Below are 26,070 nucleotides of genomic sequence, written 5' to 3'. Positions count from 1 at the left end.
AGGCGGGGAGGATCCTCTGTCCGGATCTGTCACGCTGGCGGCGTCCGCCAGAATCCGCGTCCGTGATCGCCCGGGGTTCGGTACGGGTCGTTCCCCGGCAGACGCGGAGACCGAGGTCACGAGAACTCGTCCCGGTGTCCGCCGTGATGTCAGGCATGAACACGACGCCGACCGACAGGGTCGAACTAATCGGCGAGGCCCGCAATCGTCTGGCCGCGTGGTCGGAGGGTGCGCAGGCACTGTCTCTGCTCTCGTCGGTCCACCGACTGGGGTGGACGCAGTTCCTGCGGGAGCCACGATCCTTCGCCGAGCTGCTCCGTCACAGCGCCATTCCACCGCAGCGGTTGCGCGACGGCCTCGACGCGCTTGTCAGCCTCAAGGTCGTCGCGCAGACCGGTGACGAGTTCCGACTGACCGCCCCGTTCGCCGAGATGCTGACACCCGACGGACTTCTCTACCTTGGCGACAAGCTCGACGAGGCCCGCCTGATGGCCCGGCTGGTGGGCGAAGCGGCCGAGGCCGACGGGCTGCCCACGCTCAGCAGCGACGACGCGGTGACGGTAGCCCGAGGTGCCACGTTCCAAGCCACCGAGGTGGGCCGGGCGGTCTTCCGCGAGACGCTGAACGACGTGCCGGAGTACGCCGACGCCGTTGGACGGGGCCGGGTGCTGGACGTCGGCTGCGGCGTGGCCAGCGGGCTACTCACCACGGCAGCGCTCTTCCCCACAATCTACGGCCTGGGCCTCGAACTGGTGCCGGCGGTGGCGGCGGAAGCCGCACGGCGTGCGGCGGCTCAAGGGGTGGCCGACCGCATCGAGATCCGCGCGGCGGATGCCCGTCACTTCGACGAGACCGGGGCCTACAACGCGTGTTTCTGGGCTCAACCGTTCTTCAGCGCCGACGCACGCCTACCCACCCTCAGGGCGATCCACCGTGCGCTCGCCCCCGGCGGGATCCTGCTGGAACAGGAGCTGGACAAGCCGACCGACGCCGCACACCCACCGGCGTTCGCGCTGCGTCGCATGGTGTTCCAGGGCTGGGATGCTCCGTTCGCGTCGACAGCCGAGCATCTCGCCGTCGAGGCCCAGGCGGCGGGCTTCACTCTGGTGCGCATCGCCACGACGAACCTCGGCCGCATGGTCGTCCTGCGCCGTTAGACCCCGCTGGGTTGGTGGAGGGCCCAGTCGGACATCGACCTCGCGGTTTCCCGCCGCCCCGATTCGGAAAGGATCTTGTCATGACCATTTGGAGCAGGCTCAAGGACCGGCGAAACAGGCAGCTCCAGCAGCGGCGCCAGGAGGCGTACCTGCGGGCATCCGCAGGAGGAGCCACGCCGGAAGAGGCTCGCAAGGCTGCGGACCGGGCGGAGAGAAGCGGGACGAACGCCGCCATCATCGGCTCGATCAACAGTTGACACCGACGACCATGACGCGCAGCCCGAACGCGACGGGCTGCGCGTCGTCATCCTCTGAATCGCGTCACGCGAGCCCGCCTCTGTGATCTCTCGCACCGGGAGAACTTCGCCCCTGGCGGCTCGTATCTGGTGGTTGTGAATGCTCAAATCCACGACATCGGGACCGAGGATCGGCGCGAACCCTCGCGGCGCCCCGCCCGGACAGTCCTCGCAGTGATGTGGTTCGCCGTCGGCGTGGACGCGATCGCGAACCTGATCCCCTTGCCGCTGGCGGGCTCGGTGGTGACCGTGGTGAGCCTGCTGATGGAGCTGACGTTCGCGCTGTCACACGGAGCAGTGGCCTACCGATGGCGAGGGATTCTGGTCTTTCTCATGCTGGCGCTGGTGGTCAGCAACGTCATCGAGGACATCGGCGTGCTGACCGGCGTGCCGTTCGGCCACTACCACTACACCGATGAGCTGGGTGCCAAGCTGTTCGAGGTACCCGTGCTGATCGGGCCGGCCTATTTCGCTGTCGGTTACATGGCCTGGTCCATTGCGACCATCCTGTTCCGTCCGGTGCACCGGGGCAGCCCTGTCGTCGCAGTCATCGGCACGCCTCTCGTCGCCTCCTTCGCCATGGTGGCCTGGGATCTGGCCCTGGACCCGTCGTCGTCGACCCTGCGCGGACGCTGGGAGTGGGAGGACGGCGGCGGCTATTTCGGGGTACCGCTCACGAACTTCCTCGGCTGGAGCCTGACCGTCTACGTCTTCTACCAGCTCTTCGCGCTGTATCTGCGCCGGTGGGGACCCGAGGCCGACAGTCTCGAACGGTTGCGCGGCGGCTACCTGGCGCTGCCGATCGTCGCCTACGTCGTAGTGGCCGGCGACTACGTCGTCAACTGGCTGACCGGCGGCCACGACGGTGTGCCGGCACACGTCCTGGACGCCACCGGACACCTGTGGCGCTCCACGGACGTCTACGAAAGCTCGGCTCTTTCCGCCATCTACGGGATGGGCTTCCTGGCCCTGCTGGCCGCTCTCCGGCTGGCCGACAAGAACCGCTTTTAGGCGGTCCCATCTCCAACAAGAGGAGTTCCACCTTGTCCAGCTCTACCGTCCGTCCGTCGTTCCTGCTCGTCCACGGCGGCTATCACACCGCGTCCTCCTGGTCGCCGGTGCGAGACATCCTCGCCGCCGACGGTTGGGAGTCCGAGGCGATCAGCATGCCCAGCGCGGGCGAGCAGCCCACCGCGGGCCTGTACGACGATGCCGAGGCGCTGGCCGCGAGGCTGCAGCGGATCCACGGCCCGGTCGTGGTGGTCGGTCACTCCCACGCCGGCCTGACCATCACCCAACTCGGCAGTGAACACCCGAACCTCGTCCGCCTGATCTACGTCGCCGCCTTCATGCCGGCCGAAGGCGTCTCCGCCGCGACGGCCTTCGGCATCCCGGTGCCTGACGACCCCAGCGGCCTCGCGCCGCGCGAGGCGTACGGGAATCCGCGAGAGACGTTCTACTCGGATCTCTCGGACGTCGACGCCAAGACGGCCATCGATCAGCTTGTCGACCAGAGCCTGCTGTCGTGTGTGCAGCCGACGACGCGGGCGGCCTGGCGCAAGGTCCCCTCGACCTACGTGATCTGCACCGAGGACAAGCAGTTCCCAGTCTCTCTGCAGGAGCAGTATGCGGCGCAGACGACGGATGTCGTGCGGATCCCGACGGGTCACTCGCCGATGCTGTCGACGCCGGACCGGGTCGTGGACATCCTGACATCTCGTGCAGGCGAAGCCTTCCGGAACTAGGAATGCGAGCCGACTGACCGGCCGAACGAACCGGGCAACGAGACAGCCCGCATCAAGGATGTCATTGCCGGTCCGGCCGTTCTACGGCCGGACCGGTCAGTGCCAGAGTGGGCTGTCAGAGGGCTGCGAGAAACTGCAGGAGCAGCCGGTTGACCTCGTGCGGGCGTTCCTGCTGAATCCAGTGGCCGCAGCCGGGCAGGAAGATGGGCTCGGCGAACTGGTCGTGCCGACGGGGAAGGGTCTGCACGTAATCGCGGAGCCCGCGGAACGCCAATACCGGATCCAGGTCGCCCGAGATGAACTGCGCGGGCATCGGCAAGCGAATCCCGTCGAAGGCAGCGGTGAGCTCCCAGTTGCGGTCGAGGTTGCGATACCAGTTGAATGCTCCGGTGAAGCCGTCCTTGAACTGGGCGGCGTAAATCTCCAAGTCCTGTTCGGTCAGCCATCCCGGCAGCGCCGTGCTGTGCTCCGGGTCGATAGCCTCCAGCAGCCCACCGCCCAGGGGGACCAGCATGTCCCGGGGCGCCTGGTTCGCCGGGTTGTCCCCGCTCACGCCGTAGAAGGTGCGACGCAGGCTCGTCATCGGGTCGCGGCCGAACTCTTCATCCGCGACGCCAGGCTCCTCGATGTAGTTCACGTAGAACCGCCCGTGGTGCATCGCGCGCATGGTGGTCAGCTGTCCACCCTCTCCCCGCAGATAAGGGGGAACACTCAGCCCCACCACCCCCCGGACCAGGTCAGGACGCATAAGGGCGAGGTTCCACGCGACAGTGGCGCCCCAGTCGTGGCCGACCAGCACGGCATCATCGGCGTTCAGCTCTCGCATGAGGCCGGTGATGTCGGCAACCAGATGCATGATCGAATAAGCCTCGACCGCCGCCGGATGCGAGCTGCTGCCATAGCCACGTTGCTCGGGAGCGACCACCCGATAGCCGGCTTCGACCAACGGACGAATCTGGTGCCGCCACGAGTGAGCCGACTCCGGAAAGCCGTGCAGCAGTAAGACGAGGGGCCCGTCACCCGCCTCCAATATCCTGAGATCGATACCGTTGGTCGCGACGAAACGACGCTGTGACATGCAACTCCAGTTGTGCTTCGTGGTCGGCGACCCGAGTCGGCAGAGTTTTGCCGAGCGCGACCAGGTGCCCCGAGCTGCCCCGCGCCTCGGGCAGTGCCACCGCCGTCCTGGTGTCAGCGACGCAATTGACGCCGTGAGGTTATGCCCAGCTTGGCGAAGATCTTACTCAGATGCCACTCGACCGTCCGTGGACTGATAAACAGACGGGTTCCGATCTCCGCGTTCGACAGCCCTTCACGGGCAAGCTTGACGATGTGGGTCTCCTGTGGCGTCAGCGGGCCGGTGTCGTTACTCGGCCGCTGACGGACGTTCAACCCCAGCCGATGAGCGGCTGAGGCGGCGAACGCCTCCATACCCATCGCGGTGAACATGTCGTAGGCCGTCCGAAGCTGGTCGCGGCCGTCGTCGCGTCGACCCAGCTCCCACAACCACTCACCGTAGTAGAGGTGGGCGCGTGCCGTCAGCGGTCGAATCCTCGTACGGTTGAGCCGCTCGATCGCCTCGACGTACGAGTCCTCCGCCCTCGCACTGTTGGTCAGGATGGCGCGGCAGCACGCCTCCATACCGAGCGCCCAGTCGGTGCCGCATGCCTGCGTCGAGATCGACAGCCGCTCCAATGCGTCGGCCCCGAATGCGGGCTGTCCGCTGCGGGCAGCGGCGATGACCAGCTCGACGAGCGGTGCTCCGGTCAACACCCCAGGTTCCAGGCTCGACTGAATCGTCAACTGAGCTGCGCTCAGCGCCTCACCGAACCGGCCCACGCCGTTGTAGAGCAGCGCCTGGGCCCAGCCGACTATCGCCGGGGCGAGCCCTTCACCGCGGCGGCGGGCGTCGGCGGTGCTGACAGCAGCCAATTCGAGGGTCCGCGCCTCGTCACCGTGCCACGCGGCGAGCAGCAGAGCCATGTAGCTCGGCACTGGAATCCCGGTTCCGTCCGCTACATCGTCGAGTTCCATGATCAGTACGGATGCCTCGGACAGGTCGCCGGCGAACAGGTGCATGAGAATGCGTGTCGTCAGCGCCAAGGGTAGATCGGCCAACGCCCCGCTCTCGCGCGCCCGCCGGACGTAGCTGCCAGTTAGCGCGTCTGCCGCATCGTCCTCGCAGAGGTCCGTAGCGATCGAGCAGGCGAACCACATCCACCGAAGGCCCTCCTCGTTCGCCAGATCCGGGTTCTGGAACGCCTTCAGCGCCTCCCTCATCTTCGGCACAGCAGCCGCGAAGCCCGCGGTGTACCGCACCGCGAGACCGTCCAGGAGGAGGTCCGACGGCCGCGCTGGCGATGTGGCAACCGGTGCAGCAGCGGCCGCCCGGGCCACATCTCCCAGGGTGCCGCTGCTGCCGGAGTCTGACGCGTACCAGGCCGCGCGTAACGCGTCGAGGTATGTGCTCCGGGCGAGACCGACGTCCAGCGGCTCGAGCCGCGAAGCCGCCTTGAGGAAGAGGTCCGCCGTTTCGCGACCTCGGTCGACCGTGAAGGCGATGTCGGCCCGCAGGAGATCCGCGCGTGCCCGGTCAAGCTCGGATGAATGGTCGGCCTCGGCCAGGGCGAGCAGGCGCAGCGCGACGTCCGGAGCGCCACCCACATGTCGGGCCTGCGCCGCCGCCAACAGCCGCGAAGCCCTTCGGGTCGGATCCGGGGTCAGTTCCGCGGCTCGTTCCAGGAACGCTCCGGCCGCCGCGAACCCGCCGCGGGTCTGCGCCCGAGCCGCGGATGTCTGCAACTCAGTCGCTACATCCTCGTCGGGTCCTGCGGCTGCCTGCGCCCGGTGCCAGGCTCGCCGGTCCGGATCCGTGCTGGTCACCATAGTGTCGGCGAGCGCCGCATGTGCCTGACGCCTCTCCGTTTCACTGGCGGTTCGGTAGACCGCCGAACGCAGCAGGGGATGCCGAAACCGGACCCCAAGGCCGAAATCCACGAATTCCGCAACGGACCAAGAGGCAGCGAGATGACTCTCGACGGGCACGCCCATACGGGTTAGAGCGCCCCATACCAACACGGGATCCCCGAGGGGTTCGACCGCGGCGACCAGGAGCAACGTTCGGGCGTCCGGAGGAAGTGCGGCGATCTGCCGCCGGAAGCTCTCCTCGATGCGGCGAGGCAGAGCGCTGTGGCTGAAGATTCCGAAGCCGCCGCTCAGCTCAGCCGTAGTGAAGCCACGGGGCAGTTCGGTGAGCGCCAAGGGATTGCCGTGGCATTCGGCGATGATGCGGTCGAGCACCCTCTCGTCGACTCGCCCGAGAAACGTGGAGGCGAGCAACGCCCGCGAATCCTCGTCGGACAGGCCGGTGACGGTCATGACCGGCAAGCCCTTCAGCTCCGGCATGTCGTCGGTGTCGAGGTCACCGCGCACCGCGAAGATCATGATCAGCGACTCGGTCCTCAGCCGCCGGGCAACGAACCCGAGGACCTGGGCCGAAGCCTGGTCCAGCCACTGGGCGTCGTCAACGATGCACACGACCGGCTGTTCGTCGGCAAAGCCAGCAAGAAGGCCAAGTACTCCCAGACCAACCATGAACAGGTCCGGTGCCTCGCCAGCGCTCAAACCAAACGCGGTGCTCAGCGCACGGCCCTGCTGAGCCGGCAGCCGCGCAAGGCGATCCAGAACCGGCGCGCAGATCTGATGCAGGCCGGCAAACGCGAGCTCGCTTTCGGCCTCCACTCCGGCGGCCTGGACGACCCGGCAATCCCCGGCCTGGGCCAGGGCGTAATCCAGTAGCGCGGTCTTGCCGATTCCCGCCTCACCACGAAGTACGAGGGACCCGCTGACTCCGACACGCCCACCAGCGAGGAGTTGATCGAGCGCCGCACGCTCGACGCTCCTATCCAACAGCACGTTGCGCCGTCTTCGCCTGCTCATGGCCGCATCGTGGCCGTCCTGGGGAAACATCGCCATAAACCCTAGCCGGGGACGTAGCCGCTGAGCAGGCGCGGTGGCCAACCCCCACCGACAATCCCCAGTTCGATTACCCGGGGTCGTCTTCAGCGGGTTCGCCCCAGTGCGGTGGTCGGTGTCCGGCGTAGGAGCGAGCCACCCCGCCCGTAGTCGAAGTGGCATTCCACCGAGGCGAGGGTGGCGCAGCCGGTGGGCGGCGACCCACGGCAACTGCCGGCTGCTGCGTTTCCATAGCAGGTCGCCCAGCGGACTGTCTGTCCGACTCGACCATGAAGATCCTTCGTATAACCAAGCAACCGGCCCACACCGCACTGGTCAGCGAGCAGGACTTCGTCGCCACCCAGGCCGTCCGCTCCCACCGAAGCGCCCACGACGGCACCACGGGTGGTCCCCATGTTGCTGCACCATGATCGCGCTTCGGCCATCGCGTCAGTGCGACAGGAGGACGCACGTGGGCGGCGGCCCCAATGGGGCCGCCGCCCAGGTGTCGCAGGTACCTCCGGGTCAGGCCGGCGCCGGCTGCGGCGCGGCTGAGGACGCCGACTCCGCCCGCCGCCCGCGCAGGTGCCGGCCCCACCAGTACAGGCCGCGGAGCAGGCAGACGATCGTCACGGCGAAGAACAGGGTGTAGACCACGTTGAACGCCATGAGGATGCCGTACACGGCGGCGACGCTCGCACCGAACATGAATTGATCTCGGCCCTTCGTCGGCGTCGTACCAGGGTCGGTGATCATGTAGTTGGTGAACAGCACGAAGGCGACCCCGGTCATCGGGACCAACGCGCCCCACAGTGCCACGTCCCAGATGAAATGGCGTGCCAGCGCCTGGATGACGAAGCCACCGAGCCAGCCGACGATCAGCGGGATCTTGCGGGTCAGCATCGCGTTGAGCACGGTGCCGGCGGTGATGATGATCAGCGGCACCATCAACCGGATCGAGTCCGGCACGTTCTCGGTGAACTGGTAGGGCGGGGCGATGTTCACCCACGAGAACGTGAGCAGCGTGATGGTGATGCCGAAGTTCGACGGGTTCATGAAGTGACGCATCCGCCCCTTGATCGGGGCGCGGAGGACCGTCTTCTGCCCGATCGCGACGACCACCGCGAAGGCGATCGGCCAGAACCGGTCGTTGGCGTAGAGAAGCATGTTCGCGGCCAGCGCGGTGATGTGGGTGGGCAGCAGGAAGGTGTACATGCCCCACACCCCGTTGCCGCGGTACGCCGGACGACGCCGCTGTGCCCAGGCGGTGACCTGCTCGATGACGATCTCGGCGGTGTAGCCGATCGCCAGCGCGAACAACGGCCACGTCCAGGGCTGCTCGAAGCCGAGCACCGTGTAGCCGAGAATGTTGAAGACGCTCATCGAGAGCGCGAAGTTGCGCAGCGCCAGATAGCGGGGGTCGCGGCGATCGATGCGCGGGGGTACGCCATCGGGCGGGGCGCCCATTCCGGTGACCGTTGCTCCGGAGGCTTGGCCGGTGACCGGCGCCGGACTGGCCGGGACGGTGCTGCTGGCGTCGTCCCTGGTGGACGACGGGGCGCTACGTACGCTGGTCATGCCTACCTCACCTCCTGAGCGACATCCGTGAGCACGACGTCGTGCCAACCGGCGGTCAGCTGTGTGGTCTGGTGGTGCGCCGTGCCGTCGACCGCGCGCCAGCTGATCTCGGCCTCGACCGGCCCGTCACCGGCGGCGCCCAGGCCGAAGAACACGTCGAAACTCCGCTTGCCGGAGTGCCCAGAGCCGCCGTCGAGTTGGGCGAGCTGGGTACGACCGTCCGCGGTGCGGATGCGGACCTGCGCGCCGTACGCGGGGCTACCGGGACCGTCGCCGCCGCCGTCGGCGGGACGGTGCAGCCGCAGTCCGAGGAAGTTGCCCTGGCCGGCGTTCTCGTTGCGGTAGAAGACGGGGGCGCCCCACTGGCGGGCCACGGCGAAGTCCTGCGCACCGTTGCCGTCGGTGTCGGCCACCGCCACGCCCCGGCTGGGCGTGTCGTCGGTCATGCCGAGTTCGGCGCTGATGTTGGCGTAGCGCCCGTTGTCCTCGCGGACCCAGAAGGCGAAGGGTTGCGAGCCGGCGATGTCGTCACCGGGTTCGGCGTTGGGCCACATGTGCGGCTCGGCGAGCATGAGATCGTTGCTCATGGCCAGCTCCTGGAGCCAGGACCACCGGTTGATGTTGCCCTTGACGAATCCCGTGGCCTGCACCACCGACAGCCGGCCGCTGTTGTCGAAGTCCGCCATCTTGCTGTCCCAGCCCCAACCGACCCACGCCATGTTGAGGTCGGCGGCCTTGTTGTCGAAGATCGCCTCGCCCCGGTCGAGCCGGCGGCGGGCGTCCTCGGTGCTGGTGGCGTTGTTGCGCCAGACGAAGTTGCTCTCCTCCAGGCCCCAGGAGGTGGTGATGTTGCTGACGAACATGTCGAACCGGCCGCTGCCCTCGAGGTCGGCGAAGTCGATGGACATGCCCTTGAAGGAATCTTGCCCGACCACCATGGACTTCGGGGTGAACGGTCCACGCCGCCCCTCGGTCAGGCTGAACCGGATCCGGCCCGGGGTGGAGTCGTTGCGGAACAGGTGGTCGTGGCCGAAGTCGTTGGCGAGGTACAGCTCGGGGAGCAGGTCACCGTCGAGGTCGGCCGAGCCCGCGCCGAGCGTCCACCCGGTCGCCGCGGCCGGGGGCACGGCGGCGTCCTGCTCGACGTAGCTGACCGTGGGCCGGGCGCCAATGGTCGCGGCGGTCCAGCGCAGCAGGTGGGCGCCGCCGCCGTTCGTCGCGCGGGACAGCGAGTGGTTCATGGTGACGTTGGGCTGACCGGCGGGGTCGAGCACCTGACTGTCCGGGAAGTAGTTGAACACACCGATGTCCGGATGGCCGTCACCGTCGAAGTCGGCGATGGAGACCGCGTTGGTGTTCCAGAGCTTGCCCTGGTAGGCCCCGTTCGGCCCCGGCGTGGTGGGCACCAGCTCGGTCGGCTGGAAGGTCTGTGGGGACAGTGTCGCCGCGGCGCCCGTCCGGTGGAGGAAGACCACTGGCGTCCGTGCCCAGTAGTAGACCAGCAGGTCGGTGAGCCCGTCACCGTTGAAGTCACCGGGCGCGCAGCCCATCGGCGCCATCGCGGCGTGGGTGGGCAGTGGGGCGGGATCGAGGACGAAGGGCGCGTACCGGGGCGGCTGGCCCGGCACCGGGGCGGGCGTCACCACGGTGCTGTCGCTGCGGGCGTCGACCAGGCACAGGTCGTTGGGGGCCTGGTCGCCGTCGATGTCGTTGACCGCGATGGCCGCGCCGACGGAGGAGATCCAGGACCGAATGTGCTCGTATGCCGGGTTCACCTGCCGGACGGTGCGCTGGGGCAGGCCCGGCGGCAGGGCGATGGGCAGCTCGGTGAACCGGAACCTGGCGGCAAGCGACGAGCGTTCCTCGGCCGATGCGGCGGGCAGCCGTGCGACGACGAACAGCCCGGCCACCAAGGCGAGCACGAAGATTGCGGGGAGCGCACGACGGAATGCGCCCGATGGTTTCGGTGTCAATTTTCCTCCCAGACGTGGTGTCGCCCGCGTCCGCCTCCCGGTCGGCGCGGCAATCACTCACCGTTGCCGATACATATTGTCCATCGTCAATGGGTGAGGTACCGCATCCGACAGAGAACGAACCTGCGCTGAGCAGTTGACGTCCAGAGCTCGACTCGGTCTGAAATTACCGTCGACGCCTGCTCTTTCTAGTCGCCGCAGCCGACGCCAATACTCTGCCGCAGCATCATTTGCCGGTTATCCACATCCTGCTGCAGCCGACCAGAGAAGTCTTCTTGGAACTTGCTCCATGAGCGCCGGCCGTGCGCCGGATCAGCCTGCGGCGTCGGGCAGCCGGACCAGCACCTGCTGCTCGTGGGCCATCCGGCGCAGCGCTGCCGAGGCGACGTCGAGCAGCACTCCCCGCACGACCGCCGCGCCGCGGTCCGGTTCCCCGCCGTCGCTGACCAGCAGGTCGAGCTCGGCGTCGGCGAGCGCCGCGGCGGCCTTCGCGTACGGCTGCAGGAAGGCCAGGTCGGACTCGCAGCCCAGGGTGCGCAGCGCCGCGAGCACGTGCACCAGGGTGGTCGCGCCGCTGGAGTCGTCGAGGGGGCGCCAGGCCAGCTGCTCCATCAGGCGGTCGACCTGGTCCCGGGCCTGCGCCACGCTGTCCGGGCAGGGCGGTTCGAGCGGTGGCCGGGAGATCGTGCGGTCGAGCATCCGGTAGACGGCCGCCAGGGGCAGCCGCTCGTCCTCGATGACCTGGATGAGCTTGCGCACCGACGACAGGTCCAGGCCGCCCACCGTGGTGAACGTGCGGATCAGCCAGATGCGCCGGAGATGGCGCTCGCCGTATTCAGCCTGGTTGCGGGCCTTGGGATACCCCGGCGGCAGCAGCTCCTCCCGCAGGTAGTACTTGATGGTGGGAATCGACACTCCAGTGCGCCGACTGAGCTCGGAGATACGCACAGCCCCCCCAGGTCGCTGGCGGTTCGGTCTACCGGTCGTAGATCAACCAGCAATCGAAGTATGACGGCCCCTTCCCCGGACAACCCTGGGGTGTGAGCTCCGTCACAGTCTGCGGTCGTCGCGCTACTCTCCGGTCACCACAGTGACGGCGGTCACTGACCGGCAAAAGGCGAGGCCACGCCGACAGCCGCGCGAGGCGGACGCCGCCCGACATCGATAAATATGGACAGCGGCACTTTCTACTACTCCGCAAGGCTCAATAAGCAGGCCCCGTCACGCGGCGATAAGCTCCGATTGCGGCACGTGTTGCGAGCCTTTTTTACGTTGGTTAGCATCGATCGCTGTAGCGGGTAATCCCCTCCGGTCAATCCGCACCGGTGGCCTAAAAAGCTGGCCATCGCAAGTCGCGCAGGCTTCTCATGCGGGGAGAGCAAATGCACAGCAGCACCGAAAGAGCAGTGGAGCGAGTAATTGACACCATGTTCGAGAATCTTTCGGAGCAATTGACGGTGGATGACATGGCAAGGGCCGCCATGTTCAGTAAGTTCCACTTCACCAGGGTCTTTCAGCGCGTCACCGGCATCTCGCCCGGACGATTCCTCTCGGCGATCCGGCTCCAGGAGGCCAAGCGCCTGCTGATCACCACCAGGCTCAACGTCGCGGACATCAGCCTGCGGGTGGGCTACAACAGCGTGGGGACTTTCAGCACCAGGTTCACCCGCAGCGTCGGGCTTTCCCCCACGAACTACCGCCGGATGGGCGGCTACGCCCCCCGGATCCCCACGCAGAACCGCGGCGCCTCGCAGAACCGGATCGGCGGTACCGTGTACGGACCACCCGAGGGCGGCCCCGACGGGCTGATCTTCATGGGCCTGTTCCCCCACCGCATCCCGGAAGGGACCCCGCTGCGCTGCACCATCCTGCGGGAGCCCGGCGAGTACGTCTTCGACTCCGTACCCGACGGCACGTGGTACGTGCTCTGCCACTCGGTGGGCGGCGAGCCGCTCGGCCTGCAACAGAAGAACGTCACCGTCGCCACGGTCGGTCCGATCACCCTACGCGGGCGCAGCAGCGTCTCCGCGCACGTCCACCTGAAGGCCGCCTGCAAGCTGGATCCTCCGGTCCTGCTGGCACTCCTGGACAGTCGTAAGGCCGCGCTGGAGCGGCTGGTCAGCCGGGTCTGAACCCTGCGGTGGTGTGGTGGCACCCGGCCGGTCCGGCGCCGGACCGGCCGGGTGCCGCCCCACCACGCGCTCCTCCTGGGTCCCCCCGCCACGACGGCCGTCAGGACAGCGGCGCGTGCCCTGAACCCGCGCCACACCGGCCGTCGTTGTCGTCGTGGCTCACTCCGGCCGGCGCACCGCCATCGGCAGTCCGCCGTGGATGCGCAGCGAGAGCATCGGCTCCGGCCGCACCCGCTGCCCGGGCGGGACGACCAGTCGCAGCTCCCGCATCACCATGGCCAGGACGAACACCGCCTCCATCATGCCCAGGTTGCTGCCCACGCAGAAGCGGGGCCCGGCGCCGAACGGGATGTAGGCGTACCGCGGTCGCTCGGCGCCGTGCCCCGACCCGAACCGGTCGGGGTCGAACCGCTCCGGCTCCGGCCAGAAGCGCGGATGCCGGTGCAGCGTGTACGGGCACACCAGGATGTCCGCTCCGGCCGGCACATGAAAGCCGCCCACCTCGTCGTCCTCGCGGGCCTTGCGGGGAAGGATCCACACTGGCGGGTACAGCCGGATCGCCTCCTGCACGACCGTCGCGGTGTAGGTGAGCCGGTGCAGGTCGTCGTAGACCGGCAGGCGGTCGCCCAACACCTCCCGGGCCTCCTCCCGCAGCCGCCGCGCCACCTCGGGGTGCCTGTCGATCAGGTACAAACTCCAGCCCAGCGTGCTCGCGGTGGTCTCGTGGCCGGCGAGCAGCAGCGTGACCAACTCGTCGCGCAGCCGCTGCCGCCCGACCCGCGGGTCGGCCTCGGCGCGGGTCGAGACGATCAGCCGGGACAGCACGTCGTCCGACTCGTCCGCCTCCCCGCCCCGGCTCTCGACCAGACTGTCGACCACCCGTTGCAGGTGCCGGCGGGCCCGCCGGAACCGCAGCTGGCGGGGTAGCGGCACCCAGGTGGGCACGGCGCTGAGGGTGGTCAGCTCGAACATGGCCTGGTCCTGCACCGCGGCGAACGAGTCGTCGACGTCGGCAAAGCTGCTCAGGTCCGAATCGAGCAGGGTGCGGCCGAGCACCCCGAGCGTCAGCGCGGTCATCTCCTCGAGGACGTCGACCGGCGCGCCGCCGATCCGCCCCGAGAGCCGCCGGACCAGCCCGGCGGCCTCCTCGCCGACCACCCCGGCGTAGTCGGCCAACCGCCGGTTCTGAAAGGCCGGCTGGATCACCCGGCGCTGCTTGCGCCACAGCTCGCCCTCGCTGGTGAGCAGCCCGTCGCCCAGCGCCCGCCGGGCGTGCACCAGGCCGATGCCCTTCTCGTAGTTGGCGTTGTTGTCGGCCAGTACGTGCTTGGCGTGGTCGGGATGGTTGAAGAAGTACAGCTGCTTCGGGCCGACCGGCAGCCGTGCGGCGTCGCCGTAGCGCGCCGCGGCCGAGGTCATCATGCCCAGCCTGTCCCGGCTCATGGCCAGCAGGAGTCCCGGACCGGCCAGGGCCGAGGGCCCCGGCGGCCGGCGTCGGCCTCGCTCGCGTACATCGGTCATGCCGCACCGCTCCGTTCCCGCCCGATTTGCCGGAACCGCCCGGAGAGGAACAGCAACGCGTCCGCGTCCGCGCTGCGTTCCAGGGAGACCAGGTGGCCCAGGAAGATGGTGTGGTCGCCGCCGTCGTAGCTGCGCCACAACCGGCACTCGAAATGAGCCGCCGCGCCGGCGATCAGTGGCACTCCCGTGTGCCGGCCGGTCAGACACGGCACCGCGTCGAACTGTGCGCTGCCCATCGGGCGGCGCCGGTCGGCGAAGTACCGGGCCACGTCCTCCTGGTCAGCCGCCAGCACGGAGACACCGAAGTACTCGGCCTCGACGAGGCAGGTGTGCATGATCGCCCGGCGATCGACGCAGACCAGCACCAGCGCCGGATCGAGTGACACGGTGGTGAAGGAGTTCGCCGTCATGCCGTGCGGAGCCGTGCTGCCGACGGTGACCACGGTCACGCCGGTGGCGAAGGCGCCGAAGGCACAACGCAGGGTGTCCGGATCGATGACCCCGGCAGGGGCCGTCCGCGCGCTGTCCACGCTCACCTCCCGACCTCAGACCCGGGCCGACCGGGCGTACGGTGCGAGGGCGTACGCGAGTGCCTCGGGCACCCGGGCCGGCGCGGTGCGAGTGTTCGGCCCGCGCATGCACGCCACCCGCTGCCGGCCCCGCGCCACCAGCGTCTCGCCATTGGCCTGGTCCAGCCGCACGTAGTCGAAGCTGAACTCGATCTGCGTCTGCGCGAGCTCCACCAGGCGCATCCGGATGGACAACTCGTCGAACGCCGTAATCTCGGCGAAGAACTCGCAGTCCACCCGCAGCGTGAACAGCTTGAGGTCGTGCCGCAGGTCGGCCAGCACCTCGGGCGCCCGTTCCTTCAGAAACATCTCCCGGCAGCGGCCCTGCCAACGCAGGTAGTTGACGTAGTACACGTTGCCGACCAGATTGGTCTCCTCGAAACCCACCGTGTGCAGGTACTCGAAGTACTTGTCCATGTTCAGCCACGTCCTTCCGTGAGGATCGCGAAGACCACCGGCTCCGGCACATCGTGGAGCGTCGTGGCGAGGGTGGCGATGCGCAGGTCGCCCGAGGAGAAGACGGCCCACCCGGCCCGGTCGGCGGGTTCGAGCCCGAGCGGCGCGAGACTGGTGTGGCCGGCCTTGTGCAGGCACTCCATCGCGGCCCAGACTCGGGCGGCGGCGGTCTCCGGCGACTCGCCGTCCGTCTCGGCCACCGCCCTCGCCAGGTCGGCGTGCCGGCCCAGCAGCGACGCCCACACGTGCACCGGGCGCGGGTTCACCCGGACCACGTCGCAGCCGGGCGCACCGATGACGCAGAGGGTGAGTCCGGCGTCGTGGGCCGCGGAGACCAGGGTGCCCTCGCGCAGCTCGGGACGGCCGTCGGGGCGGTAGCCGATTTCGGCCGGGCGACCGAGGGCGCGGCCGGCAGCGAGCGCCGTCGCCGCACGGCGCCGGCGGAGGTGCTCGCCCTGCGGCGCCTCCGGCGCCGCCGGGAGTACCGGGTCGGGTTCGACCGCGACCGCCACCGAAGCGGGCAGCAGGTCGCCGAGCGTGCGCTCCAGGTAGGGGCCGAGCAGCGGGGCCACCCAGGGGCCGCGGCCGTCACGCTTGCGAACGGCCCGCAGCCGCAGCCCGGACCACCGCTCGATGACCGTCCCCACGTCGTCGTGGAGGGTGATGTCGTAGACGTAGGTGTCGCCGTCCCGGCTGCGCTCCCTCGCCCGGTAGCGCAGCGTGCCCGCCTCGGCGAGACGCTCGCCCGCCGGCCAGAGCCGTTCGATGGCCGCCGGCAGCAGCGTGGCGTCCGGCACGCAGACCTGGTTGCCGTGCATCAGCGCGTCCCGTACGCCCGGGTCGCCGAGCAGCAGGGTGGCCGGCAGGTACGCCGCGAACCAGTCGGTGGACGGCACCGCCGCCACCTCCGCGTCCACGTGCCGCGCGGCGGCCCGGTGGTAGCGGCGCAGCCGCTGGAACCGGTCGCCCTGGAACAGGGTGTCGCCGTACAGGTCGACGGCGGGGTCCAGGTCAACCGGCGGCAGACCGGCGACGGCCTGCTCGTCGGCTTCCGCCGCGGGGGCCGGCTCGCCGGAGAACCGGATCGTGGCGGCGAAGTGGATCGCGGCGAAGTTGGTCTCCGCGCTGCGGATCACCACGTCGACCCGGTCGTCGTCGACGACGAGGGCGGCGATCCGGATCGTGGTGCTGCCGTCCGGGGGCACCACGATGGGTCGGACGAAGCGGGCGTCCTCGATGACCGGCGAGACGCCGCCGCTCACCGCCGTGGCGACCTGGGCCATCGCCTCCATGCCGAACACGGCCGGGAACAGCAGGTTCCCGTCGAGCTGGTGGTCGGCCAGGTAGAAGTCGGTGGCCGAGGTGAGGTCGACCTCGCTGACCAGCTCGACGCCGTGGTAGCGCACCGGGGTCCGGTCCACGAAGCGCAGCAGCGGCAGCTCAGGGCTGTCCCGGTGGATGGTGTCGACCCCCTCGGCCCGACCGGCGACCACCACGGTCGGCGGTGCCTGGGGGTCGGCGAGCAGCCGACGCAGCAGCGTGAGCCCCTGGTCGATGCTGACCGGGCTGATCCCCTCCCGGCTGAGGATCTCCACCACGGACAGCTTCTCGCCCATGCCGACGCCGGACCAGACCGACCATTCCAGGCAGAGCACCCGGCACTCGGGATGCTGCCGGCCGAACTCCTCGGTCAGGTCGGTGAGCCACTCGTTGGCGACCGCGTAGTGCGCCTCGCCGCGCAGCCCGGCCCGACCGATGATGCTGCCGAAGGTGACCAGCAGCCGCAGCCGTTCGGGCCGCACCGCCGCCAGCACCGCCGTAAGGCCGTCCACCTTCGGGGCGAAGGTCCGCCGCAGCGCGGCGTCGTCCACCTGGGCGAGGGCCATCGGCTCGTTGCGCCCGGCGCCATGCAGCACGGCGGTCACCTCGCCGAGGTCCGCGCGGATCCGGTCCACCGCGGCCCGCACCTGGGCGGCGTCGCCGACGTCGGCTCGCTGGTAGGAGACCTGGAGGCCGGCGTCAGCCATCCGGCGGAGGTTCGCCGCCAACTCCTCGTCGCCGGCCGGATCGCTGCGGCCGAGCACGGCCAGCCGGGCCCCGCTGTCGACGGCCAGGGCAAGGGCGCACTCCGCGGTAATCCCCTTGCCACCGCCGGTCACCAGCAGAACGTCGGTGTCGTCCAGCGGCGCGGTGGGGGCCGCGGGCCGTACCGGCATGGCGCGCAGCGTCGGGACGCGGCGCCGCCCGTCGTCGTCGTAGTAGATCTCGCTGTGCTCGACCGTGGCGGCCACGTCGGCGACCACCCGGTCCACCGCCTCGAGGACAGCGGGCGTGTGCACGATCGTGGTGCGCAGGTGCGGCGCCTCCAGCCGCAGCGTCCGGGCCAGGCCGGCCGCGCCACGCCCGTGCTGTACCAGGACAAACCGGGTGCCGGGGGCGGCGGTCGCGACGGACTGCGCCGCGCGCAGCGCGATCCGCACGTGCCGTTCCTCGCACCGGTCGGGCAGGCAGACCAGGACGCCGCCGCCGAGGGCACCGCGGCTCAGCGCCGCCCGCAGCGGCTCGGCCAGCGCGTGGCCGGGGTCGGCGTGCAGGTCCCAGTGGCCGTGCACCTCCGGGGCCGGTCGGGCCGGACAGGGTGTCTCGTCGAGATCGATCCGCCAGGCCCGGGCCCAGTCACCGACACCCTCGACGGTCGGTCCCGGCCCGACGCCGCCACCGGTCCCGGCCAGCTCCCGCAGCGATTCGGCGAGCTGCTCCACCGTCGCGGTGGCGAAGTTGGTCGGAGTCTGCGCGGGCGGCACACCGAGCAGTTGGGCGGCCTGGTTGACGATCTGGCCGACGGTGATCGAGCTGAGGTGCAGGTCGTCGAGGAGATGACTCTGCCCGTGGACCATCTCCAGCGGCAGCTCGGCCCGCTCGGCCGCGAGCCGCCGCAGCATGTCCACACCGGACTCGTCACTCGGCTTCACCCCGTCGGGTGCGACCGGCCCGGCGGCTGGCCGACTGGTGGCGGCTGGCAGGTTCAGGACGGGCGCCGCCTCGCACGGGCTGGCGAAGAAGCTGAATTCCTGACCGACCCGCAGGGGACGGACCAGCCGGCCGTGGAACAGGGCCGCGCCGACGCCGGCGACGCCGAGCACGTACGCCGCGGCGACCACCCGCAGCAGCCCGGTCAACGACTCGTCGTCGGTGTTCATCGCCACCGTCGGCACGTCGGTGCTGGCGGAAGCCAGCCCGGACAGCACCCGCCCCGGTCCGACCTCGACGAACAGGTCGACCTCCTTGGCCGCCAGAGCGACCGCCTGGGCGAACAGCACCGGGTCGGTGATCTGCCGGTGCAGCAGCGCGGCGACGTCGGTTTCCGGGGCCAGCGCCTCACCGGTCACCGTCGAGATGACCCGTTGGCCGACCGCCGCGAAGCGCTGCCCGGACAGGGCGTCGCGGAAGGCATCCGCCGCCGGCGCCACCAGCGGGGAATGAAAGGCATGCGACACCGCGAGCCGGCTGACCGACAGACCCTTCTCGGTGGCGCGCCGGGTGGCCTCCTCGATGTCGGCGGCACTCCCGGCGATCACGGTGTGCTCCGGACCGTTGTATCCGGCGATCACCACCGCCAGTCCTGCGGTCAGGTCGGTGACCAGCTCGGGCGCGGCGCCGATATTGGCCATCGTGCCAGAGGCGCTCAGCCGGCTCATCGTCCTCCCGCGCAGCGCCGCGGTACGCAGCAGCGAGGACCGGTCCAGCACTCCCGCCCAGTGCAGGGCGGAGATCTCCCCCAGGCTGTGCCCCACGGCCACGCTGGCCTTGATGCCGAGCAGGGACAGCACCCGCAGTCCCGCCAGTGAGCCGGTGACGATGCGAGGCTGGGCGACCTCGGTGGCGATGGCCGACCCCCCGCTCGGCAGGTCGGCGAGCTGGTAGATCTCCTCCACCTCGGCGAACCGGCGCCGCAACGCCCCGCCGGAGGTGCCGCGGCCGGAGCCCTGCCCGGGGAAGAGGAAGCCCACGCGGCGGGGGCCGCCGGCGTGGCCGAGGAAGCACCGTCCGTCGCTGCTGAACAGCTCGGTCTCGTCGGCGTCGAGGGCCTGGCAGAGGCGGCGCAGCTGTCGCTCCGCGTCCTCCGGTGAGCTGGCCACGACGGCAGCGCGGTGCGGCAGGTGCCGGAGCTCCGCGTGCAGGGTGGCGGCCAGGTCGCCCAGCTCGGCGTACGACACCTGGGGGACGAAGTCGAGCAGCCGGGCCAGCCGCTCCCGCAGTTCCTGGGGACTGCCGCCGTCGATCAGCAGCAACTCGACGTCCTGGGCCGAGGAGGCGAGCGCCTGTGTCCGGCTGTCCAACCGCTCGTGCCGCACCGCTGGGGCGCCGTCGAGCACGATGTGGGTGTTTATGCCCCCGAAGCCCATCGCGGTGACGCCCGCCCGGACCGGCTCGTCCGCCGGCCAGGGCTCCGCCTTGCGCAGCGCGCGCAGCGTCGCCGCCTCCTCGGCCAGCAGCTCATGCGGGTCGACGCAGCCGACGGCGGGGGGTATCACCTGCTGGTGCACGGCCATCGCCGCCTTGATCAGGCCAGCCACCCCGGCCGCGGCCTTGGTGTGACCGATCATGCCCTTGATCGAGCTGATGGCCGCCAGTGACGCCCCCGGGTCGGCGGCCCGCCGGGCCTGCGAGAGTGCCTTGAGCTCGGTGGCGTCGCCGACCGGGGTGCCGGTGCCGTGCCCCTCGAACAGCGGCACGGACTCGATGCCGAAGCCGGCCCGCTCGTACGCGCGGCGCAGGGCGAGCTGGTAGCCGGCGACCTCGGGCCGCGTGATGCCGCCTTTGCCATCGGAGGAGATGCCCCATCCGGCAACGGTGGCGTAGATCCGGTGGCCGGCCCGCAACGCGTCGGACTCGCGCATCAGCACCACCATCCCGCAGCCCTCGCCCGGCCAGAAGCCGTTGGAGCCGCGGTCGTACACGCGCATCTCGCCGGTGGCGAGCGCGCCGGTGCGGGCGAAGCCGATGATCTCGAACGGGTCGATCGACAGGTCGACGCCGCCAGCGACCGCGACGTCCACCTCGCCGTCCACCAGGGTCTTGCACGCGGTGGCCACCGACAGCAGTGAGGAGGAGCAGGCGCCGTCGACGGTGTAGCCGCCGCCCTTGAAGTCGAAGTGGTTGCAGATGCGCCCGGCGATGGTGTTGGACAGGCCGCCAGCCAGGGTGTCCTCGTCGATCTCGGGGAACGGGTTCTTGAACGTCGCCTCGAAGCCGTCCAGGAAGGAGCTGAGACTGTCGTCGTCCCAGTCCTGCTCCTTGAGCGCGGCGGCCACCATGCGCCGCACGTACGGCCAGCGCAGCCGCAGCTGGTTGGCCCGGGAGAACTCGCCGGTGAGGGTGTTGCCGACGACCACACCGGTGCGTTCGCGGGGCAGCCCCTCACCCATGGGGAAGCCGGCGTCGGCGAGCGCCATCGCGGCGACGTCCAGGGCCAGCCAGTGGGTGAGATCCGTGGAGCGGTAGGTGCTGCCGGCGACTTTGTAGGCGATCCGGTCGAACTTGTAGCCTTCGATGACCGCCGCGTTGCGGGCGTAGAAGCGGTCCGGGGTGCGCGGGTCCGGGTCCCAGTAGTCTTCCAGGCGCATCCGGACGTCCGGCAGCCGGCGGAACGCCCGGCGGCCCGCAAGGGCGTTCTCCCACAGCTCTCGGGGTGAGGTGGCGTCCGGGTACCGGCACGCCATCCCGACGACAGCGATCCTGCTCACAGCTTTCTCCTTCGGTACGCGCCGGTGTCGATCCGGCCCACTCGGCGGCGGACGGACGGACCTCTGGTTCGGCGGCTGTCCGGACGCGAGCCCGGACGGGGCGGCGAGGCGACGCTCTTCAGCGCCGGTGCCGGAACTCCTCGGCGATGGCCAGCCGCCACGATTCGTAGGCGGGGTGGGTGGCGCTCGGCTGGGCGCGCGACAGCGCGGCGTCGGTCACCTTGGCCGCCTCGGTGGTGCTCATGCCGCAGAAGACCGAGGTGGCCACCTCGTTGTGCGGGACGAGCAGCCCGGCGCGCACCCGGGCGCCGGCGGCGAACGCGCTGCCCTGTGCCAGTTGGCCCTGGTGCCGGCCAGCCGCGTAGTGAAAGCGGACCAGTTCGGCTTCGGTCGCCCCGCCGGCGTAGGTGGCCGCGAGACCGGCGCCGGCGTACAGGTCGGCGCGCCGCTCGGGGGCGAACCCGCCGATCAGCTCACCGACCCGGTCCACGTCCGTGCCGCCGACGAACCACAGGGCCCGCCCGATGCCCTGGTCGATGGCACGGGCGGCGTAGCCGGTGCGGTCGTCGCCGGGCCACGGGAAGCGGGCCGGCTGGTACGCCGCGTACACGTACCGGGCGGTGCGGAAGTACGCCTGGTGGAATCCGTAGCCGTCGAGGACCAGCCAGCGCAGCAGCGGGTCGGGGGCGTACAGCCGGTTCCACCGGAACCGGGGCAGCCGGGCCATCGCCCAACCCACGCCGACGTAAGCCATGTAGGCGTGCGCGTCGCCCCGCCCGGCCAGCAGGTCGGCGACGTGCCGCGGGCGGCCGACGCGCAGCCCGTCGCGCATCGCGAGCGCCATCGCCGCGCCCTCGTACGCGAATCCGCGAAATTGCGTTGGAACGGTTTCCAGTCGAGGTTCTGCGGCAGCGGCGTGGGGTGCCTCAGCCGCGTATCCGTAGCCCTCGAGAAACGATGACCCGACGGTTTCCAGTAAGCTCTTCGCGGCATCGTTCGTCACGGTGAAGCCGCGCACTTCCATCCTGGTCTCGCGCACGTTCGGCGTCAGGATGCGGCGGCGCAGGGCACGGAGAAGACGCATGTTTTCCCCCAGCAGAGTGGGTGTGACAAAGACGCGAAAACGTCAATCCTGATGGTGGCAAAAAGGGAACGTGAGGTCTTCTTCAAAGGTGCGGACTGAAGGCCCCGCCGGCCGGGTCCGGGCCGACCGACGACCCGGTCGCCACGGATGGCGGCCGGGTCGTCGGCGGGGACCGGGGGCTCAGTCCCTGGTGGACAGCGTCGCCGGCGCGAACCGGGAGCGCACCGCTCGCCGCCACGCCTCGTACGGCTCGACGTCGCCCGCCCGGTCGAGGGCGGCGGCCACATCGTCGGCGAGGGTGGCGGCGGCCTCGACGGAGCAGTCGCCCAGCGCGGTCATGGCAGTCCGAGAGTGCTCGGGTACGTGACCGGCGTGGCAGCGGGCCTTCGCGGCGAACGCGGCGCCCTGGGCGAGGTCCGGGGCGTACCGGCCGGCGAGCCGGCGCAGGGCGGCAAGCGCGTCCGCGTCGGCGCCGCCGGCGAACGTGGCGGCCAGCCCGACCCCGCTCCAGAGGTCGGCGTGCCGCTCCGCGGCGAAGCGGTCCACGGCTGCCGCCACGTCGTCGGGGCGTGCCGTGTGGATGAACCACAACGACCGTCCGATCCCCTGGTCGACAGCGCGCGGGAAGTAGTCGGCCCGACCCAGCCAGGGGTACGGCGCCGGGCGCTCCTGCCGGCGCACGTACCGGTCGATTTCGAAGTAGGCCCTGTCGAAGCCGTACCCGTCGACGGCCAGCCAGCTCATCGTGGGGTGGTACGGCGACCCGGTGAGGTCGGGCAGCACCGCGCGCCAGCGCATCCGGGGCAGCCGGGCCATCGCGAACCCGATGCCGATGTAGGCGAGGAACAGGTGCGGCGCACCCGGGCCGAGCAGCAGGCTGCGGGTGCGCCCGCCGCGCCGGGGACCGATCGCGTCCAGCACGGTGCAGGCCATCGTCGCGCCCTCGTACGCGAAGCCCCGCAGCTCCTCGTCGACGAGGCTGAGCCGCCGTTCCAACTCCCACTCGTCGCGGGTGTCGATGCCCCATTCGAAGCCGCAGATCACCGACTGCGGGATGGCCTCGAGTCGTCTGGTCACCGGGGCCGGCCCGACCGGGAAGCCCCGCCGGGCGAAGGTCACCTCCGCCAGCGACGGTGCCAGGACCAGCCGCCGGAGGGAACCGAGTGTGGTGGGCATTACTCTCCCCCTGTCTGCGATGGCGTCCGCATCCCGCGCGGGCGGACGCCGATTCGGTGGTGCCGGGACGGCCTGGCGGGACGGTCAGCGACCGGGGGTCCGGTCACCACCGCGCGGCGGCCCGCGCCGACGCCCTGCCGGCAGCAACGCGACCAGTGCGCCCAGCACGAGCACCAGGTCGACCAGGGCCAGGGCCAGGTTCCAGCCGTCCCGGCGCAGGTGCTGGTGCCCGGCCGGATCCGCCGGTGGCGCGGGTGCCACGGCGACGCCCGTGCCGACGACGAAGCCGGCGTTGCCGGTCACCTCGCGACCGTCGGTCAGGCTCACGTGATATGCGTACCGGTAGCGGCCCACACCACCATCCACTGTGGACACGATGAGCCGACGGCCGTCAACCGTTGGCGGGCCCTGGCTGACCGGACGGCCGTCGGGGCCGATGACGGCCAGATGCACCGTCTCTGTGGACAGGTCGTCGCTGAAGGTGAGCGACACGCTGGTCGGCGCGACACGCAGCGGTGTGTCCTCGCCGGGCTGCGCACCGACCAACCGCAACTGCGGCTCGCGACCGGCGGCCAGCAGCACGGCGATCCCGAGCACGACGGTGAGCACGACGGCGGCGAGCACCCGGGCCGGGGACAGGGACGGAACCCGGTCAGCGACCGGCGTCGCCCGGATCATGCCTGCGCCGCCACCGGGCGGCAGGAGCAAACCATCAGCCGCTGCTCCGCCGGGCTGGGCCGCAGGTGCAGGTAGATGGCCACGATCATCGGCAGGAAGACCACAGTGTTGTAGAACAGGTGCAGCTCGACCCGGGGCAGCACCAGTTGCAGGATGCTGGTCGGCACCGAGCGGCCGAACAGGTGGTGGCCGGTCTGGGCCTGCAGAAGCAGCAGCAGGTGCTCGATGTGGTGCCAGAACTGGATGACCAGGGCGGCCGTCCACCAGCTGCGGCTGCGGCCGACGAAGCCGGGGCGCAACACCCAGAGGCCGATGAGCATGACCAGGGCGTAGCCGTAGTGCAGCCACTCCGAGGTGACCAGCCAGGGGTAGGCCAGCCCGAGCACCCCGCGGGACTGCGGCACCGGCCAGCCCAGCACCCAGATCTGGTATGCCTGGGACAGGTGTTCGGCCCAGTGACCGATGACGACGACCATGAACGCGTTCAGGGCGAAGCGGTGGTGGGCTCCGTTGAGGCCCCCCGGACGACCGTCGGTGTCCGTGAGGGCCACTCCGTAGCTGGTCATTCTGCCTCCTCTGGGGATCGCATACGTCACCCGCACGTGACCCTGCACGAGTGCCTTCCCAGACTGCGGGTCGGGCCGTCCGTACCGCGTCTTCGACCGTGCTCAGGTCCGGGACGCCCGGCGGCGACGTGTCGGGCGCCCACCTCCTGGGCCACCGCGAAACTGGCCCACGCCACCGCCTCCACCAGGCTGCGGTCGTCCGGGCGGTGCCGGCGGAATTCGCCGATCACCTCCTCGTCCACCTGGTGCGAGGCGAACGCGGTGAGCAGGGCGAGCCGGCCGGCAGCGCGGTCCGCCTCGGGCAGCCCGTCGACCAGCAGCTCGCACCAGCGGCGGCTCAGGCCGGTGTCCTCGCCGTGCCAGCCGGCGAGCCGCTCCTCGATCAGGTTCCGCACCACCGGGCTGAGCGCCCGCTCCCCGGCGGCCTCGAAGGCCGCGTAGGCCCGGCCGGTAGCGGCGGCCACGTGCGGGTTGCCGGCCGCCCAGCCGGCGGAGGCGGGCAGCGGGGCGTGCGGCAGCAACGGAACCGACCGGCCGGGCTCACGCGGGTCGTGCAGCGTCGGGTGCAGCACCCGGCTGATGCCGCGCTTCAGCCGGCGCCGTGCCCGCGGGTTGAGACCGGGCGGCAGAAGGAAGTTGGCCAGGAAGACGTTGACCATGCGGCTGATGTAGTGGAAGCCCACCACCACTCCGACCAGCTCGGGCCGGGCGGGCTCGTCGAACGGGAACGGTGGTGGGTCGGCGGTGTGCGCGGATCGCGCCCAGCGCGCCGCGAGGCGCAACTGGTCGTCGGCCAGCTCCTCGACCCGGTCGGCCACCACGGCCTCGGCGTCGGGCTCCCCGGCCAGGTCGTACAGGCCGACGCTGTGCATGTCGACGCAGTACGGGCAGATGTTGGCGACCGACACGGTAGCGGCCACCGCCTCCTTCACCGAGCGGTCCACCACGGTGGTGGGCAGCAGCGGCTCGCGGCTGAGCATCCAGTACGCGGCGAGCAGCTCCGGGACGATCGAGTGCGGCAGGGCCGGCGTCACCACCAGTCGCATCTCGTCCGCGATCTGCGCGTAGGTCTCCGCCACCAGCCCGCTCGCCTCGGTCGTCGGCACCGGATCGACGTACTTGACGTGTCGCCGAACCACCGACGACGCCACCCGCCCCACGATCATCTCGCCTCCCGCGTCACCTGGCGCCGGCTCGGGGCCGGCGCGGACGACGCCGCGTCAGGACGGCGCCACAGCCAGTATTCGGCGACGGACCCGGGCCGCAAACGCCGCGCGCCTGATTGCGCACGCGGCAAGAAGGCCATCTCCTACGTGGACAGCACCGCAACGTCGGAGGTGCGGGGCGATCGACCCCGTCGGCAGGATGAATCCGCACATTCACGCTGGTCGCCGTGTCGGCAGGGGCCCGCCGCGACGTCGACCCGTGTCCCTTTCCG

At 70.4% G+C, this 26,070-nt stretch carries 19 protein-coding genes; 5 read left to right on the top strand and 14 right to left on the bottom strand.

Annotation, left to right across the window (positions count from 1 at the left end):
- Window positions 1–155: 155 nt before the first annotated feature.
- From ACIA47_RS15490 to ACIA47_RS15475, 4 genes are all read left to right on the top strand, one after another.
- Window positions 156–1,157 (top strand): SAM-dependent methyltransferase, encoded by a 1,002-nt coding sequence (locus tag ACIA47_RS15490; RefSeq protein ID WP_396708418.1) that lies wholly within the window; start codon window positions 156–158, stop codon window positions 1,155–1,157.
- An 80-nt stretch (window positions 1,158–1,237) separates the two neighbouring features.
- Window positions 1,238–1,414 (top strand): hypothetical protein, encoded by a 177-nt coding sequence (locus tag ACIA47_RS15485; protein ID WP_396708416.1) that lies wholly within the window; start codon window positions 1,238–1,240, stop codon window positions 1,412–1,414.
- Between the two features lie 216 nt (window positions 1,415–1,630).
- Window positions 1,631–2,464 (top strand): carotenoid biosynthesis protein, encoded by an 834-nt coding sequence (locus ACIA47_RS15480; protein ID WP_396708793.1) that lies wholly within the window; start codon window positions 1,631–1,633, stop codon window positions 2,462–2,464.
- On the top strand, window positions 2,356–3,198 hold the full coding sequence (locus ACIA47_RS15475; protein WP_396708414.1) for an alpha/beta hydrolase: 843 nt from the start codon (window positions 2,356–2,358) through the stop codon (window positions 3,196–3,198). The genes ACIA47_RS15480 and ACIA47_RS15475 overlap by 109 nt, the downstream gene beginning before the upstream one ends.
- A gap of 115 nt (window positions 3,199–3,313) precedes the next feature.
- Here the strand turns inward: ACIA47_RS15475 and ACIA47_RS15470 are convergent, their stop codons facing one another.
- The 5 genes from ACIA47_RS15470 to ACIA47_RS15450 form a co-directional block, all read right to left on the bottom strand.
- A complete protein-coding gene (locus ACIA47_RS15470) occupies window positions 3,314–4,276 on the bottom strand; it encodes an alpha/beta fold hydrolase (protein ID WP_396708412.1) in 963 nt (320 codons plus the stop codon).
- Between the two features lie 113 nt (window positions 4,277–4,389).
- Window positions 4,390–7,167, bottom strand: a complete 2,778-nt coding sequence (locus ACIA47_RS15465; protein WP_396708410.1) for a LuxR C-terminal-related transcriptional regulator — start codon at window positions 7,165–7,167, stop codon at window positions 4,390–4,392.
- Window positions 7,168–7,677: 510 nt separating this feature from the next.
- Complete coding sequence (locus tag ACIA47_RS15460; RefSeq protein WP_396708791.1) at window positions 7,678–8,619, bottom strand: enediyne biosynthesis protein; 942 nt, start codon at window positions 8,617–8,619, stop codon at window positions 7,678–7,680.
- 113 nt (window positions 8,620–8,732) lie between these two features.
- A complete protein-coding gene (locus ACIA47_RS15455; RefSeq protein ID WP_396708789.1) occupies window positions 8,733–10,652 on the bottom strand; it encodes a CRTAC1 family protein in 1,920 nt (639 codons plus the stop codon).
- A 363-nt stretch (window positions 10,653–11,015) separates the two neighbouring features.
- Window positions 11,016–11,651, bottom strand: coding sequence for a MerR family transcriptional regulator (locus ACIA47_RS15450; protein ID WP_203123880.1), 636 nt, complete (start codon window positions 11,649–11,651; stop codon window positions 11,016–11,018).
- A gap of 434 nt (window positions 11,652–12,085) precedes the next feature.
- On the opposite strand from ACIA47_RS15450, the gene ACIA47_RS15445 reads away from it, so the two are divergent.
- Entirely contained in the window at window positions 12,086–12,835 is a 750-nt protein-coding gene (locus ACIA47_RS15445) for an AraC family transcriptional regulator (protein ID WP_203123882.1), read from the top strand.
- Between the two features lie 159 nt (window positions 12,836–12,994).
- On the opposite strand, the gene ACIA47_RS15440 is transcribed toward ACIA47_RS15445, so the two are convergent.
- The 9 genes from ACIA47_RS15440 to ACIA47_RS15400 form a co-directional block, all read right to left on the bottom strand.
- Window positions 12,995–14,356 (bottom strand): cytochrome P450, encoded by a 1,362-nt coding sequence (locus ACIA47_RS15440; protein ID WP_396708408.1) that lies wholly within the window; start codon window positions 14,354–14,356, stop codon window positions 12,995–12,997.
- Complete coding sequence (locus ACIA47_RS15435) at window positions 14,353–14,892, bottom strand: flavin reductase family protein (RefSeq protein WP_396708406.1); 540 nt, start codon at window positions 14,890–14,892, stop codon at window positions 14,353–14,355. Before ACIA47_RS15435 ends, ACIA47_RS15440 begins: the two co-directional genes overlap by 4 nt.
- Before the next feature lie 9 nt (window positions 14,893–14,901).
- The gene (locus tag ACIA47_RS15430; protein ID WP_396708404.1) at window positions 14,902–15,342 is read right to left on the bottom strand and encodes an acyl-CoA thioesterase; all 441 of its coding nucleotides are present in this window, start codon (window positions 15,340–15,342) and stop codon (window positions 14,902–14,904) included.
- Window positions 15,343–15,344: 2 nt separating this feature from the next.
- Window positions 15,345–21,128, bottom strand: coding sequence for a type I polyketide synthase (locus ACIA47_RS15425; protein ID WP_396708402.1), 5,784 nt, complete (start codon window positions 21,126–21,128; stop codon window positions 15,345–15,347).
- Window positions 21,129–21,246: 118 nt separating this feature from the next.
- Window positions 21,247–22,212, bottom strand: coding sequence for a DUF1702 family protein (locus ACIA47_RS15420; protein ID WP_396708400.1), 966 nt, complete (start codon window positions 22,210–22,212; stop codon window positions 21,247–21,249).
- 180 nt (window positions 22,213–22,392) lie between these two features.
- Window positions 22,393–23,388 (bottom strand): DUF1702 family protein, encoded by a 996-nt coding sequence (locus ACIA47_RS15415; RefSeq protein WP_396708398.1) that lies wholly within the window; start codon window positions 23,386–23,388, stop codon window positions 22,393–22,395.
- A gap of 84 nt (window positions 23,389–23,472) precedes the next feature.
- Window positions 23,473–24,066 (bottom strand): copper resistance protein CopC, encoded by a 594-nt coding sequence (locus tag ACIA47_RS15410; RefSeq protein ID WP_396708396.1) that lies wholly within the window; start codon window positions 24,064–24,066, stop codon window positions 23,473–23,475.
- On the bottom strand, window positions 24,063–24,632 hold the full coding sequence (locus ACIA47_RS15405; protein ID WP_396708394.1) for a hypothetical protein: 570 nt from the start codon (window positions 24,630–24,632) through the stop codon (window positions 24,063–24,065). Before ACIA47_RS15405 ends, ACIA47_RS15410 begins: the two co-directional genes overlap by 4 nt.
- Window positions 24,633–24,658: 26 nt before the next feature.
- Window positions 24,659–25,798, bottom strand: coding sequence for a carboxymuconolactone decarboxylase family protein (locus tag ACIA47_RS15400; RefSeq protein ID WP_396708392.1), 1,140 nt, complete (start codon window positions 25,796–25,798; stop codon window positions 24,659–24,661).
- Between the last annotated feature and the right edge of the window lie 272 nt (window positions 25,799–26,070).

It is taken from the genome of Micromonospora sp. NPDC051227 (assembly GCF_044455385.1).
Taxonomy (GTDB): Bacteria; Actinomycetota; Actinomycetes; order Mycobacteriales; family Micromonosporaceae; genus Micromonospora.
The sequence above is the reverse complement of the archived record's forward strand: the minus strand, read 5'-3'. Positions and strand labels throughout refer to the sequence as shown.

What these genes read in the sequence shown, in the direction of transcription:
- ACIA47_RS15400 (WP_396708392.1), bottom strand. Translation starts at nt 25,798, where the DNA reads ATGATCGTGGGGCGGGTGGCGTCGTCGGTGGTTCGGCGACACGTCAAG.
- ACIA47_RS15430 (WP_396708404.1), bottom strand. Translation starts at nt 15,342, where the DNA reads ATGGACAAGTACTTCGAGTACCTGCACACGGTGGGTTTCGAGGAGACC.
- ACIA47_RS15480 (WP_396708793.1), top strand. Translation starts at nt 1,631, where the DNA reads ATGTGGTTCGCCGTCGGCGTGGACGCGATCGCGAACCTGATCCCCTTG.
- ACIA47_RS15485 (WP_396708416.1), top strand. Translation starts at nt 1,238, where the DNA reads ATGACCATTTGGAGCAGGCTCAAGGACCGGCGAAACAGGCAGCTCCAG.
- ACIA47_RS15440 (WP_396708408.1), bottom strand. Translation starts at nt 14,356, where the DNA reads ATGACCGATGTACGCGAGCGAGGCCGACGCCGGCCGCCGGGGCCCTCG.
- ACIA47_RS15465 (WP_396708410.1), bottom strand. Translation starts at nt 7,167, where the DNA reads ATGTTTCCCCAGGACGGCCACGATGCGGCCATGAGCAGGCGAAGACGG.
- ACIA47_RS15460 (WP_396708791.1), bottom strand. Translation starts at nt 8,619, where the DNA reads ATGGGCGCCCCGCCCGATGGCGTACCCCCGCGCATCGATCGCCGCGAC.
- ACIA47_RS15410 (WP_396708396.1), bottom strand. Translation starts at nt 24,066, where the DNA reads ATGATCCGGGCGACGCCGGTCGCTGACCGGGTTCCGTCCCTGTCCCCG.
- ACIA47_RS15490 (WP_396708418.1), top strand. Translation starts at nt 156, where the DNA reads ATGAACACGACGCCGACCGACAGGGTCGAACTAATCGGCGAGGCCCGC.
- ACIA47_RS15420 (WP_396708400.1), bottom strand. Translation starts at nt 22,212, where the DNA reads ATGCGTCTTCTCCGTGCCCTGCGCCGCCGCATCCTGACGCCGAACGTG.
- ACIA47_RS15470 (WP_396708412.1), bottom strand. Translation starts at nt 4,276, where the DNA reads ATGTCACAGCGTCGTTTCGTCGCGACCAACGGTATCGATCTCAGGATA.
- ACIA47_RS15445 (WP_203123882.1), top strand. Translation starts at nt 12,086, where the DNA reads ATGCACAGCAGCACCGAAAGAGCAGTGGAGCGAGTAATTGACACCATG.
- ACIA47_RS15415 (WP_396708398.1), bottom strand. Translation starts at nt 23,388, where the DNA reads ATGCCCACCACACTCGGTTCCCTCCGGCGGCTGGTCCTGGCACCGTCG.
- ACIA47_RS15405 (WP_396708394.1), bottom strand. Translation starts at nt 24,632, where the DNA reads ATGACCAGCTACGGAGTGGCCCTCACGGACACCGACGGTCGTCCGGGG.